The organism is Mesorhizobium sp. M0016 (assembly GCF_040324035.1).
Taxonomy (GTDB): Bacteria; Pseudomonadota; Alphaproteobacteria; order Rhizobiales; family Rhizobiaceae; genus Mesorhizobium.
Genome location: NZ_JAMYVM010000048.1, coordinates 1 through 11,787, shown reverse-complemented (window position 1 = coordinate 11,787; position 11,787 = coordinate 1). Strand labels below are relative to the sequence as shown.

The following is an 11,787-nucleotide window of genomic DNA, read 5'->3' as shown; positions in this document are numbered from 1 at the left end:
CTGTTCCCGAGCCCGCACCATGCGGCCTCGATGGCGATCACTTGGCCGGAGGCGACCGACGACGCATCGCTTGCGACCGGAGCAAAGCGGAGGACGGCGCAGGAACGGCTTTCTTGTCTCGCGAGGAATGGCGGCGCTCGGGGTCCCCATGCGCGTGCGGCATGGGGTGGGAGCCGGCAGGGGAAGAAAGTCGGGACGCGCCGTTGCGGCCCAGGCGGTCGAGGCTTCAGCCGTCCTTCGGCCAGATCAGCCCATTGAAGAGACCGTTTGGAGCGCTCTTGGGACAGATTGGCAACGGAGACGTTGGCGTGCAACGCGCCTCGGGCAGATCGCTACAGGCTTCACCGCATCGCCCTCGCATTCCAGGCACAGATTCCGCGCACCTGCAACGCCGCCGCCACCGCCCGCTGCCGTCCTGCTACCGACTGGTCGGTCTGCCATGGGCATCGACTGAAGAAAGTCCAAGGCCACAAACGAGGCCGCGCCGGCACGTGGCCGTTGCTCGATTCTGGCCTGGAACCCGATCGCTCCACGACCGATAAGGAAGTGGCTAGGCCTTCCTCGGTCTGGTCCATCCGCCTCGTCCGCGCGGGTCTAGGCGCGAACCACGTCCCTGCCGGATTGGTCGGCGGCTGTCATGCCGGCGACCCGGAGATATGCCGTGACGCCGACGGCGGTCGCGCCAATGACGGAAAAGACGATCTGCCAGGTTTCCGAAGGCATCATGTGCTTCGCGATCCCATGGGGGTGGCATAGTAGCCGGCAACGATCGCGGGAGCGACGAAGACCAGCACGATCGCCAGCTTTTGCCCAGATGGGGCTAATAACGCCGAGGAGGATTTGGCCGACGCCGAGCGCCAACCCGGCTGCGAGGCTGCCGACTAGGAACGCGCCAAGCCAGCCGGCACAGCAATATCAATGCTTTAGCGCCAGCCTTGCTCCGGTCAGATCTGCGGTTCGCTATCTCTGATCAGCGGCGCAGGCCAATACGCAGTCGGGATAGCCACTCCGGACATTCGCGCGCAGCGGCCAGCGCCCGATCGCTATCTTCTAATCGATGGACAGGTGGCCGCGTTCTGGGCATAGGCCTCGAAAGCGACCCGGGGATTAAAGCGGTGCCGACACTGTTCCGAAAACCGCCGGAACGTCTAATATGCCCAGATGCAGGGGACACGCATCGCTTTTGGTCCGTTCGTACTCGATCCCGACATCGGGACGCTCCTGAAAGAGCAGATCCCGATCGTTGTTGGGCATCGTGGGCTGACGCTGCTTGCTGCGCTTACGGCCCGGCCCGGCGAGATCCTGACCAAGGCCGAACTGATGGACGCTGCCTGGCCGGGAACCGCCGTTGAGGAAGGCAACCTTACGGTGCAAATAGCGACACTGAGAAAGGCACTCGGTCCGGCTGACAACGGCGGCGAGTGGATCGCCACGGTGCCTCGCGTCGGCTACCGCTTCACCGGGACTGTCGAGCCGGTGGCGAGCGCATCCCGCAGACCGATACCAGGGTCCGGCAAGCCGTCGATTGCGGTCCTGCCTTTTGCCAATTTGAGCGGCGATCAGGACCAGCAGTATCTCAGCGATGGCATAACCGAAGACATAATTACGGAGCTGGCCAGGTTCCGCTCCCTCCTTGTCATCGCGCGGAATTCATCTTTTCAGTTTCGCTATCCGGCATTGGACATTGCCGAAGTCCATCGCAAACTCGGAGTTCGCTACCTCGTCGAAGGCAGCATACGAAAGCTCGGTGATCGCATTCGGATCACCACACAGTTGATTGACGCTACCACCGGTACCCACCTGTGGGCCCAACGGTACGACAGGGCCCTCGACGACATCTTCGCATTGCAAGACGAGGTTGCGGCTCTCATCGCCTCGATGGTCGAAGGCCAAGCGGAGGCCGATTCGACGAGCAGGACCAGACGCAAGCCTCCGGCCGATTGGGATGCATACGACTGCTACCTGCAGGGGCGCGCACAGTTCTACCGGTATGAACTGGACATGGCCGAGCCCCTATTCGTCCGGTGTGTCGAGCTCGATGCGACGTTCGCTCAAGGCCACGCCTTCCTCGCGCAGGCGCTCGTCGGCAGATTTTGGTACGACCACGATCCGCGGACGCTACAGAACGCCTGGGACTCGGCACGAACGGCGCTCGCTCTCGACAGGAGCGATGGCGTCTGTCACCAGAGCATGGGCCTGGTGCTTACGCACATGCGCCAGCACAGCGACGCGGGAGTGCATTTCGAGCAAGCGCGCTCATTGAACCCGTTGGACGTGAACATAGCGGGGGACTACGCAAGCTGGCTCAACTACGGCGGCCGGGCCGAGAGCGCGCTGAACGTGCTCGAATCTGCGCTGCTGCGCGACCCGTTACCTCCAATATGGTTCTGGGAGGTGAAGGGCAGCTCCCTCTTCCTGCTAAGAAGGTACTCGGAGGCCGTCGGTTCGTATCAGAAGGCCGGCGACCAATTCTTCATTCATGCCTTTCTCGCAGCGGCGTACGCACATTTGGGCGAGACGCAGAAGGCGCGTGCTGAAGTTCAGGAAGCACTGATGAGGAAACATGACCTGACTATCCGGCTGATTTCACGTCTCCCGTTCGCCGACCAAGTCGACCTCGAGCTTTTCACGTCAGGCTTCAGAAAGGCCGGATTTCCCGCGTGAACGCACCTTCGGGAGCGCGCCGGTCAGGCCCGACAGCCGAATGCACCCCAACAGGTCATCGAACCCCCTTAACCGAGATCGAAGTCGAGGGCGTCGGCACGCATCGGCTTCCGGGCTAGCATTCCGCGCGTCTCGTCTTCTGGACTCTTCGTTGAAACAGTCGCATCCTCTCTGCGGGGAAGAGGGCGTGGACAAATACCGATACGACAATCGATCTGATCGCTGGCGAAAGCGAACCGGTGCCAAGCATAGCCGTGCGCACCGATGGGCGAATGTGCCGCGGCGCCTGATTTTGGTGACTGCGGTAGCGGCTGGCGCTCTGGTCGCGCAAACCGCCATCCAGCACAGCGAAAGTTTGCCAGAGATCAATGCATCGAATTGGTTCGGCTCGAAGCCGGCGCCGATCGCCGGTGTCGCGTCTGTGATCGACGGCGACACGATCGAGATCCACGGACAGCGCATCCGCTTCAACGGCATCGATGCGCCCGAGAGTAAGCAATATTGCGAAGACGCTAAGGGCTTCGAATACGCCTGCGGGCGCCATGCTGCCCAAGCCTTGGACGAGTTCCTGGCTGCATCGCGTCCGTTGCATTGCAGCTTTGTTAACCGAGACCGGTACGGCCGGCTTGTTGGGGATTGCGATCGCGCCGACGGTCGCAACGTCCAGAGCTGGCTTGTCGAGCGGGGCTTGGCACTAGATTGGCCGCGCTACAGCCACGGAGCCCACGCAAGACAGCAGGCGAAGGCCCAGGCGGCGAAGGTCGGTCTGTGGGCTGGAGCGTTTCAGGCGCCATGGGATTGGCGCGCAGAGCATGCGAACGGCACCACCAGGCCGTCAGCAAAACAACCACTCGGTATCATGCGTAGTGGGCAGGTGGCGCAGAGCTATTCTTGTCAGCCACGGCGAACCTGTCCCCAGATCAGCTCATGCAACGAGGCGAACTGGTATTTGGCCAACTGCTCTTGGGGCGGCAAGCTCGACCGCGACAAGGACGGCATTCCTTGCGAGAGCCTTTGCTAAGTCCGCAGTGAGAGGGACATGGCATGATCGTCGTCGACTTTGCCCTTTTTGCCTCCACGGCGCACACCAAGGGGAACTCTGTGGTCGCCCAGAGCCTTCCGCAAGGCTACTGGCGAAGGCAATCAATCGGTCACCGCCGCCAAGATACGCGGCGTCTGGCGCCGCAGCGACGAGTATAGGAGAATTCCGACCTTGGCCCGCTCAGCGTGCCTGAACTCCTGCGCAACTGAGGCAGAGCGATGTGCGGACGTTACACCAAATATCTGTCGTGGTCGGAAATCCACCGGCTCTACCGCCTGACTGCGCCGGCGGAGACGGGCCGCAACGACGAGCCCCGGTACAACATCGCGCCGACTCAGGATGTCCCATTCGTCACTGCCGGTGAGGATGGCAACCACAGGCTCCGTGAAGGGCGCTGGTGGCTGGTCCCTTTCTGGGCAAAGGAAATGCCCAAGGCGGCTATGTTCAATGCGAGGATTGAGGGCATCGATACAGCGCCCGCCTTCCGCGACGCCTACAAGTCCAAGCGCTGCCTGATCCCTGCCGATGGCTTCTACGAGTGGACGATATCGCCAGCCGACGGCAAGAAAGACCCTTGGCACATCTACCAGCCAGGCCACGCGCCTTTCTCGTTCGCCGGGCTTTGGGCTTACAATTCCAATCTCGACATAACCAGCTGCACCATCATCACCGAGCCTGCCGCAGAACCGATGAAGCAGTTGCACGATCGACAGCCTCTCATTCTCGACCAGGCATATTATGACGCCTGGCTGGACCCGGAGACACCAAAGGACAGCCTCAAGGACATTCTCAGCCACGACATCGACGGTCAGCTGCAGTTCAACCGCGTTGGACGTGAGGTGAACACCAGCGCCGTCAACAAGTTTCCCAACGACCATCCCGGCCTCGTTGGGCCGATCAACCCGTTATGAGCGACGAACCGAGCCGGCTTGCCGAAGGGATGACAGCGATTCCGCGCGGCCGAGAGCCGATCGAAAATCGCTTTGCGAGCATTCTGGCTGCGGCAAGCTCGGCGGGTTTGGCTTTTCGAGGCATAGACAGAAGTCACATTGGTTCTGTTGTTTGCGTCCCGGCGACGGTTCGAGGCATGGCATCGAGAAGCTGTGAAACTCTTCAAAATGCCCCGGAAAGGTCCGGGCGAGATACCGCACCACTCTGGAATTATCCATCAACCGGTCGAAAAAGCGGTTGGCTGCGACAAGCTCCAGGCCCACCTGGCCATGACGTTCCGCGGCGCTGAGAACCGCAAGGCTTACCGCGCCGACATCGAGCACCATCGCGCCGCGCTGGTCTTCCGCTTGTGTGGTGATCGTTGAGAGATTAAAACCCTCGACCAGCAGGGCTTGCGGTGTCAGAGCGACGAGTAGTCTCGCGTAGGTGATCCTGACCCGGTCCATCGCCACCATCAGCCGGGCAATCTCCAATTGCCTGGCTGGCAGCACCTTCTGGAGCAACCCGAAGATTTTTGTTTTTACCGGCGCGTCCCGAAGCAGGTCGAGGACATCAGGGCAAATTCCGTTAACGGCTTTTCCGGTTCTCGCCTGTCTCGGAAGCGGGTTTTCCGGGAGAGCAGAACATTTGCGGCTCGCGGGTCGCGCCACGCAACCTATGTGCCAGTAGCTTTGGCATTGTCCTGAAGCCCTCGGACACCAGCGTGGCGCAGAATTGCTTGTCGCGCATCATCAGGTGGAGCGCCGCTACTATCCGGTCTAGGCTCTGTTCAGACTTTGCCGCTTGCGTGACGAAATCGCGCATGCGTTTGCATTCCGTATCGTAGGTCGCCAAAAATTCGTGTGAACGAAGCCTCTTCCTGTACCCTAATGCGCCAGCAACAATATTGCTCGCATGTCTGTCGCCACCGTTTTCCAACGCACGGTAGGCGGCGTCCTTGGCTAAGCGCTTGACTACCAAGCCACGCCTCCGACAGGCTCTCGCTCTGCCAACCTGATAATCGGGTCGAGCGTGGGAAAAATATAGCTGTCCAGCGGTATCCCATTGATGGCATGCAGTTCCGATTTACCCGCGATCTCGTGGGCAGGCGCAATCAAATAGTCCCGAATGGTCAGGTCGCCGGGATTCATACGGATCAGGACGAAAATGTCGGGTAGTGGCCGTTTATCGGCCTTGGAAAACCAGCGTGGATAGCCGAAGCCGGAAACCCTGCATCGTCCCATTGTAATCGCCACCGTGATCTCCTCGTTTATCCGCAGGAGGTCCATCGCCATGTCATGGGCAGCAACCCCGCCCTGCCTATCAATCACGCCCACAAGATCCCGGATAATCTGCAGCCTCATTGATTCCAGGCGCCGGTTCACGCCGATGAAGCGGTAGTTTTTCGATGGCTCGTATCCGATCAGTTCATAGGCTTTGACAATGGTTCCAAAACGCCACTGGTAGCGTTGGGCCGGCGGGCACCCGGGATCGACGTCGATCATGGCCAACGACAAGGCGCCACGGCGAGCCAGAAGCGCCCTAAGGGCGGCCAGCATCTCGTCGTTGGTCATGTGGCGATAGATGGTCTTGAGCACGATCTGCGCCCGATCGAACAGTTTGCTGTCGACGATCGGCTCCAGGACGTTTTCCACCCGCACCCACTGTTCGGGGGGATTGCGGACTTGATGGCTTCTCAGCCGGGCCGAATGCTTGTTCCAGACGCTGTTGCCAATGTAATTTTCGTTGGTCAGCACCGAGTGCACGGATTCCCGCGTCCATGGTCGCCCCAAATCGCTGAGCACGCCGCGCTTCTTGAGCAGTCTTGCCATCTCCAGCTCTGTCTTGCGTGTTCTGACAAAGTGACTGAAGATCCACTTCACTGTCGCAATCTCGTCAGGCGGGCCGAGCACCAGAACTATTCTATCCGCCTGCTGGCTCTTGTATTCGTAGGATGAAAGGATGCCTTTTGAGCGGCCGTGTTGATCGACAAGCAGGCGCCGCAGGCCAAAGCCGGCCTTCCCGCCCTGCCGGAAGCCCAGCCGGATCAACCTCGCCTGGCCGATGAAGACTTTTTGCGAGAGCATTCTGCTCTGCTCGGCAGCCATGCTCCGTTTGATTGCTTTGAGGACGTCTTACCCGATGCTGCCGTCGTTTGCGAATTGCTCGGCGCAAAATTCGATACGCACGCCGGCCATCTGGCATCGGTATTCGTAGGCTGCGCTTTCATCAATGTTCTGAAAACGCCCCCAACGGCTTACATCATAGACCACAACCGTCTCAAAATCGGCTCGCCCACTTTCGACATCGGCCAACAGCTTCTGAAGACCGGGGCGCCCTCCAAGGTTTAAGCCGCTGCGACCGAGGTCCTCGTAAGTGGCGACAATCTCGTAAGCCATGAGATCGGCATAGTCGCGAATGGCATCCGCTTGGTTGTCGATCGAGTAGGTCTGGTGTTCCGTCGACATGCGCACGTACTGCGCGGCGCGAACTCTAGGCACAGTCTGGTTCCCGCCATCTAACTTTGGCACTTTCCCCACACTCTCGACCGTTGCCCAGGCAATGTCTGCCTGGGGCATGCCCAACTTACTAGGCAGCTTCCTACGGTCCCATTAGGAATACCTCGACAGTTTGTGTCGAATGGCTCGATAGTCTGATCGAGCCTCGAAGCCGCTCCTTGGGGGAACCGACCGTGCGCCACGATATCGGACTGATCCACAAGCAAGCGGACAGCGACTTCGGCGTATCCTTCCCCGATTTTCCGGGCGTGGTCACCGCCGGCACCAGCCTGGACGACGCCCGCGCCCTGGCCGAAGAGGCCCTGGCCTTCCATCTCGAAGGCCTTGTCGAGGATGGCGAAGCCATTCCCGAGCCATCATCCCTGGAAGATGTCATGTCGAACAATGACAATCTCAGCCGGGTCGCCGTCCTGGTAGCGCTCAAAGCCGAGACCACAAAGGTGGTGCGCGTCAACGTCACCATTCCCGAAGATGTCCTCGACCAGATCGATCAATATGCGGAACGCCATGGCTATAGCCGGTCCGGATTTCTGACTGCCGCAGCGAAAAAGGCGATGCGCGACGAACCAGCCTAGCTCCTCAACGGATTCAAACCGAGGCGCTACCGCCCTGTTCGCGCAAGGCGTTCCGCTTTGGCAACCATTGTCTTCAAGGCCCGAGAAACCACGTCTCATTTCGTGAGCGGGCGCGCCGCCGTTTGGCCGCAATGCGACAGCTACTGGCAACCATTCGCCCCAATCCGCGTTTGGGGCTCCAAAGGAGTTCCAAGATGATCATCAGACAAACCATTGCCGCCGTGCTCATGACTGCCGCCCTGGCAGGCTGCGCGACCCAGACCGAACAGCAGCAGAGGGCGACCAACGGCGCGCTCATCGGCGGCGGCGTCGGCGCCCTCGCCGGCCAGGCACTTGGCGGCAACACCGAAAGCACGGTCGTGGGCGCCGCCGGCGGTGCCCTGCTCGGCGCCGTCATCGGCCAGTCGACCACGCCGCAGCGCCGCGGCGAACAGCTTTGCCGTTACCAGGACCGTCGCGGCCGGATCTACACGGCGCCTTGTGATGATCGCTATTACAACAACGACTATTGATCCAGCCTCCCTGGAAGTGCGGCTCTCTAACCTTTGCTGCCGCCCTTCCAGGGACCCGGGATCCGTTCGGCGTTTCACAATATGAGACCCCGCTCGGTCCGACACCCTCTGCTTCATGAGCTTGCGCTTGGTGCTTGCAAGTATCCATTTCGCGGAAGCGACGTGAAGCGGTGGTTTTTGGCGCCAACAATCACATCGCATTGCGGCTGCTGAAAGTGCCGCAGCGACCACCTGAAGAACGGGGTGACGGTCACGCTGCCAAGCATCAAGGCGCCAAGCGCGCCTTGGCCAAGCGAACGGCTTGCGCTGCATGCACAAAATGTGGGATAATTTGTTAGGTGGAGATTCTCGCTCACACCATCCAAAGGCCTCCTTCGGAGGCCTTTTTCATGTCATGGTGGCTGGCAACTGAGTGCCACAACGATTAGGTGGCAGTCCCTGCCTAGGCGAAGAGTAGCACTGCCGCCAAGGTCCTTCGACCGCTTTCACGTCGTAAGCTTGGAGAACAATCCCGATGCTCAACAGCATTGCGGGCTGGCTCGATGCTGCAACTGCAATTGCCATTGTTCGGCTCCTGATTGACCTCATGAACCTGTACCGCTCCGCTGCCGCCAAGAAGGCGTCGGACGGCAGGCGCGCGAGATCAAAGCCGATACGCAAGCGCCGTCCGCGTCGCCGCTGAACCGCGTCTTCCCAACCAACTCAAACTGTGACCGCGATGGTTTGGCCCACCAGCGCCCCGTGCACTCATCATATGGCGTCGACCGTATCCAGCTCGCGTGCCCTGCTCGGTGATGCGGTCGGCGCCGACGGGTAATGATGCGGGTGGCGTCGCGAAGGCAGCCAGCCGGCGCGCCGCGCGCCTAGTCGATTTCGTCGTTAGTGGCGTGTGTTGCAAGTCAAGCACTGTGAAGCACAGCATCCAGATCGGACCTGCTGCCGTGTCGAATGGAATAGGCGCGAGTAATTTCCGCACCAAAAAGAAAAATTTCCGCCGAGTAGTAAGCCCACAACAGGATGACGAGGAGCCCACCGGCGGCCCCATATGAGGCCGCGACCGCGCTGGAGCCTATATACCAACCGATAAGCGATTTGCCGAGGGTGAACAGGGCAGCGGTCACAACAGCGCCAATCCAGACATCCCGCCATTCCAGGGTTCGATCAGGCAAGACCTTGAAGATAGCGGCGAAAATGGCAGCGAGAAGGACAAAAGAAACGACCGCGTTGATAACGCCCAGGACAAGTGTCCCGAACGGCAACTGTGCGTAGATGAGGCTGCCTAGGGCCGAAATCGCCGCGCTCGCGACTAGAGAGACGAGCAACATGAAGCCAAGTGCGGTGACCAATCCCAGACTTACCGCACGTGCGCGCACCAGGCGCGACAACGAACTGCCCTGCGCTTCGACCTTCCATATCATGTTCAAAGACTGCTGTATTTCGCCGAAGACCCCGGAAGCGCTCACAAGCAAGGTGATGATGCCAATCACCGCCGCCCAGGTGCCGCCGGATGGCTTTTCGGATGCGCTCTTCAGTGCGGTTTGAAGGATATTTGCGCTTTCTGTACCCATCATCCCTGTGATTTGGACGGACAATGCCGCTTGCGCTGCCTCGTGACCGAATGCGAGACCCGCAATTGCAACCACGATGAGCAGAATTGGCGCCAACGATGTTGTGGCATAAAAAGCGATTGCTGCGCCATGGCTGAGAGCATTGTCGTTGACGAACCCAACGATGGCTTCTCGCACCATTGCCCATGCATTTGTGATCGCGCGATGCATTTTGCGCCCCAGTCGAATTGGCGTTCACTAGCAATGCACCAGCACATGTGATGTTCCGGTTGCGGGCTACTAACGCCCTCAGGGGGAGCAGGCAACGTCAGTGATGCGGCCTATGACGGTCCGCGACCGTGCCAGCCAAACGCGAGCACCCCGGCCGAGCACGAACTTGAACGCCTCGTCCTGCTTCTCGAACGTCTGGAGGATCGCGCTGCCATCGAGGACCTGAAAGCCGCGTTGATAGGCGAAGCGGACGGTAAGGCGATCTGCTGCTGGCATGGCTCCGATAGCGTTCAATCTTCCTCGCGGAAATCCTGCAGTGAGGCATGACGCAGGTCATCCCTCGCCGCGCAGGTGCTTCACGCGTCCAATGATTCCCGGCTTTACCCATTGCGTGGCCGGCCGCTTCATGATGCCCTTGGGCGCCGTGCCTGAGTGCTCCTGGACGCGTTTCCATAGCCTCTCGCGCATTCCCGGTTCAAGGTGACGAATGCGCTTCGTACATAACGCCCGGTGCCGCGCTCAGCTATCAGAGCGAAGGCCGGCTTGCCCGCTTCACGCTCGACGCCGAGCAGATCGAACTCGTCGATCGCATAGCACTTTGCCTTCAGCCAGTTGGTCGACGGACCGCTGCGGTATTTGCTGTCGCGGCGCTTCGAGAAAAGCATGCCAACAAGACCGCGCATCTCGTCATGTGCCACGATACGGGTTTCAGCAGGGCCGTCATTTACCCGAGAGGCGACGCGGGTGCTGAGGGTCACCACGTTCGGGGATGTCTTCCCGAAACATCACAACCGGGCTCGTAATCTTTCGGTCAGGTAAATCCGAGAATGTGTCACTGCGGGCGTGGTGGCGCTCCTGCAAAGACCTCAAGAATGGTGCCGTCCTTAGTGGTCAATTGGCAACGATCGAAAGTGGGCACGGCACGTTTCCAGCCGGCCTCTGAAACAATCCGGCGTCAAGCAGTTGAGCGGGCGGGAAACCTACCCTGCGCCGGGCAAGGACACCCGACGACGGCCGCGAAGCGGAAAGGTCGCCTAAACGTAGCCGAACTCGCTGATGTGAAGACCGCGACAGGTGCAGCACCAGAAAGGCGCGTGAGCGCAAGGCTCAGGCGCCTGAACCAGAATGTTTCAAGGTCGAGTGGTCGCTAGCGTCTAACCATTCGGCCCACGGCAATCAAAATACATGCACCGATGAAGCCAGCGGCAAGATAGCCAAGCCAGCCGGTCAACGATATCCCCACAAGTCCGAGAAGTACGTTGGCGAGGATGGCGCCGACGATCCCCAAAATGATGTTCATGAGCACGCCCATATTGCTTTTCATGAACATCTCGGCGAGCCAGCCGGCGATACCGCCGATGACGATCGCAGCTATCCAACCGACACCTGGATTTTCCATAGTTCCCCCTTTTCCTTGAACCTAAATTGGTTCGGCGGGGAAACGTCCCATAAGTCAATAAAGTTCCGCGACTATCTGAGCTACAGCAGTCGCGTCGCCGGGCCGCTGCGCGCGATTTGCGGGCTATCGCCACTACCGCCCCAGCAGACGGCAGCTCTTGCATCGGTTCCGTGGTCATTGCCCCGGCCTCGCATTCGAGACCCAAGACTGGTGCGCATGGATCATGACATTCAATTCCGCTCTCTACAGGAAGAAGTGCCTTTCCTCGAGATTAGGATTCGAGGCCGCAACGGCGTCGAACCCCAAAGGAGACTCACATGAAACGTAAGATTTTGACAGCTACAGCGATCTCTCTCTGTCTCGCCACC

At 60.0% G+C, this 11,787-nt stretch carries 15 protein-coding genes; 6 read left to right on the top strand and 9 right to left on the bottom strand.

Going from position 1 to position 11,787, the window contains the following annotated elements:
* Positions 1 to 594: 594 nt before the first annotated feature.
* Complete coding sequence (locus NKJ88_RS33085; RefSeq protein ID WP_502904788.1) at positions 595 to 726, bottom strand: hypothetical protein; 132 nt, start codon at positions 724 to 726, stop codon at positions 595 to 597.
* Between the two features lie 435 nt (positions 727 to 1,161).
* Here NKJ88_RS33085 and NKJ88_RS32495 point away from each other — a divergent pair, with 435 nt between their 5' ends.
* The 3 genes from NKJ88_RS32495 to NKJ88_RS32485 all read left to right on the top strand — a co-directional run bounded on the left by NKJ88_RS32495 (position 1,162) and on the right by NKJ88_RS32485 (position 4,617).
* Positions 1,162 to 2,664 (top strand): winged helix-turn-helix domain-containing tetratricopeptide repeat protein, encoded by a 1,503-nt coding sequence (locus NKJ88_RS32495; protein WP_352446928.1) that lies wholly within the window; start codon positions 1,162 to 1,164, stop codon positions 2,662 to 2,664.
* A 187-nt stretch (positions 2,665 to 2,851) separates the two neighbouring features.
* Complete coding sequence (locus NKJ88_RS32490; protein ID WP_245264071.1) at positions 2,852 to 3,685, top strand: thermonuclease family protein; 834 nt, start codon at positions 2,852 to 2,854, stop codon at positions 3,683 to 3,685.
* Positions 3,686 to 3,924: 239 nt separating this feature from the next.
* Positions 3,925 to 4,617, top strand: a complete 693-nt coding sequence (locus NKJ88_RS32485; protein ID WP_023713674.1) for an SOS response-associated peptidase — start codon at positions 3,925 to 3,927, stop codon at positions 4,615 to 4,617.
* Here the strand turns inward: NKJ88_RS32485 and NKJ88_RS32480 are convergent.
* The 4 genes from NKJ88_RS32480 to NKJ88_RS32465 are packed head-to-tail and all read right to left on the bottom strand — an operon-like array spanning position 4,612 to position 7,215.
* Positions 4,612 to 5,307, bottom strand: coding sequence for a plasmid partitioning protein RepB C-terminal domain-containing protein (locus NKJ88_RS32480; protein WP_352446927.1), 696 nt, complete (start codon positions 5,305 to 5,307; stop codon positions 4,612 to 4,614). The two genes, NKJ88_RS32485 and NKJ88_RS32480, sit on opposite strands and share 6 nt — an antisense overlap.
* A complete protein-coding gene (locus tag NKJ88_RS32475) occupies positions 5,225 to 5,617 on the bottom strand; it encodes a hypothetical protein (protein WP_352446926.1) in 393 nt (130 codons plus the stop codon). The genes NKJ88_RS32480 and NKJ88_RS32475 overlap by 83 nt, the downstream gene beginning before the upstream one ends.
* Positions 5,611 to 6,744, bottom strand: coding sequence for a recombinase family protein (locus NKJ88_RS32470; protein ID WP_352446925.1), 1,134 nt, complete (start codon positions 6,742 to 6,744; stop codon positions 5,611 to 5,613). The genes NKJ88_RS32475 and NKJ88_RS32470 overlap by 7 nt, the downstream gene beginning before the upstream one ends.
* A gap of 27 nt (positions 6,745 to 6,771) precedes the next feature.
* Positions 6,772 to 7,215: a recombinase family protein gene (locus NKJ88_RS32465; RefSeq protein WP_352446924.1), complete on the bottom strand. Its 444-nt coding sequence runs from the start codon at positions 7,213 to 7,215 to the stop codon at positions 6,772 to 6,774.
* Between the two features lie 113 nt (positions 7,216 to 7,328).
* On the opposite strand from NKJ88_RS32465, the gene NKJ88_RS32460 reads away from it, so the two are divergent.
* From NKJ88_RS32460 to NKJ88_RS32450, 3 genes are all read left to right on the top strand, one after another.
* Positions 7,329 to 7,730 carry a type II toxin-antitoxin system HicB family antitoxin gene (locus NKJ88_RS32460; protein ID WP_352446923.1) on the top strand — a complete coding sequence of 134 codons (402 nt, stop codon included), beginning with the start codon at positions 7,329 to 7,331 and terminating at the stop codon, positions 7,728 to 7,730.
* Between the two features lie 194 nt (positions 7,731 to 7,924).
* Positions 7,925 to 8,242, top strand: coding sequence for a YMGG-like glycine zipper-containing protein (locus NKJ88_RS32455; RefSeq protein WP_352446922.1), 318 nt, complete (start codon positions 7,925 to 7,927; stop codon positions 8,240 to 8,242).
* 514 nt (positions 8,243 to 8,756) lie between these two features.
* Positions 8,757 to 8,924 (top strand): hypothetical protein, encoded by a 168-nt coding sequence (locus NKJ88_RS32450; protein ID WP_023713678.1) that lies wholly within the window; start codon positions 8,757 to 8,759, stop codon positions 8,922 to 8,924.
* Between the two features lie 217 nt (positions 8,925 to 9,141).
* Here the strand turns inward: NKJ88_RS32450 and NKJ88_RS32445 are convergent, their stop codons facing one another.
* The 4 genes from NKJ88_RS32445 to NKJ88_RS32430 form a co-directional block, all read right to left on the bottom strand.
* Positions 9,142 to 10,020: a YihY/virulence factor BrkB family protein gene (locus tag NKJ88_RS32445; RefSeq protein WP_352446921.1), complete on the bottom strand. Its 879-nt coding sequence runs from the start codon at positions 10,018 to 10,020 to the stop codon at positions 9,142 to 9,144.
* A 78-nt stretch (positions 10,021 to 10,098) separates the two neighbouring features.
* Positions 10,099 to 10,314, bottom strand: a complete 216-nt coding sequence (locus NKJ88_RS32440; protein WP_352446920.1) for a hypothetical protein — start codon at positions 10,312 to 10,314, stop codon at positions 10,099 to 10,101.
* 110 nt (positions 10,315 to 10,424) lie between these two features.
* A complete protein-coding gene (locus tag NKJ88_RS32435) occupies positions 10,425 to 10,781 on the bottom strand; it encodes a DNA ligase-like domain-containing protein (RefSeq protein WP_352446919.1) in 357 nt (118 codons plus the stop codon).
* Positions 10,782 to 11,167: 386 nt separating this feature from the next.
* A complete protein-coding gene (locus NKJ88_RS32430; RefSeq protein WP_023699916.1) occupies positions 11,168 to 11,419 on the bottom strand; it encodes a GlsB/YeaQ/YmgE family stress response membrane protein in 252 nt (83 codons plus the stop codon).
* Positions 11,420 to 11,787 lie beyond the last annotated feature (368 nt).

What these genes read in the sequence shown, in the direction of transcription:
- NKJ88_RS33085 (WP_502904788.1), bottom strand. Translation starts at nt 726, where the DNA reads ATGATGCCTTCGGAAACCTGGCAGATCGTCTTTTCCGTCATTGGCGCG.
- NKJ88_RS32495 (WP_352446928.1), top strand. Translation starts at nt 1,162, where the DNA reads ATGCAGGGGACACGCATCGCTTTTGGTCCGTTCGTACTCGATCCCGAC.
- NKJ88_RS32485 (WP_023713674.1), top strand. Translation starts at nt 3,925, where the DNA reads ATGTGCGGACGTTACACCAAATATCTGTCGTGGTCGGAAATCCACCGG.
- NKJ88_RS32470 (WP_352446925.1), bottom strand. Translation starts at nt 6,744, where the DNA reads ATGGCTGCCGAGCAGAGCAGAATGCTCTCGCAAAAAGTCTTCATCGGC.
- NKJ88_RS32465 (WP_352446924.1), bottom strand. Translation starts at nt 7,215, where the DNA reads ATGCCCCAGGCAGACATTGCCTGGGCAACGGTCGAGAGTGTGGGGAAA.
- NKJ88_RS32455 (WP_352446922.1), top strand. Translation starts at nt 7,925, where the DNA reads ATGATCATCAGACAAACCATTGCCGCCGTGCTCATGACTGCCGCCCTG.
- NKJ88_RS32450 (WP_023713678.1), top strand. Translation starts at nt 8,757, where the DNA reads ATGCTCAACAGCATTGCGGGCTGGCTCGATGCTGCAACTGCAATTGCC.
- NKJ88_RS32445 (WP_352446921.1), bottom strand. Translation starts at nt 10,020, where the DNA reads ATGCATCGCGCGATCACAAATGCATGGGCAATGGTGCGAGAAGCCATC.
- NKJ88_RS32430 (WP_023699916.1), bottom strand. Translation starts at nt 11,419, where the DNA reads ATGGAAAATCCAGGTGTCGGTTGGATAGCTGCGATCGTCATCGGCGGT.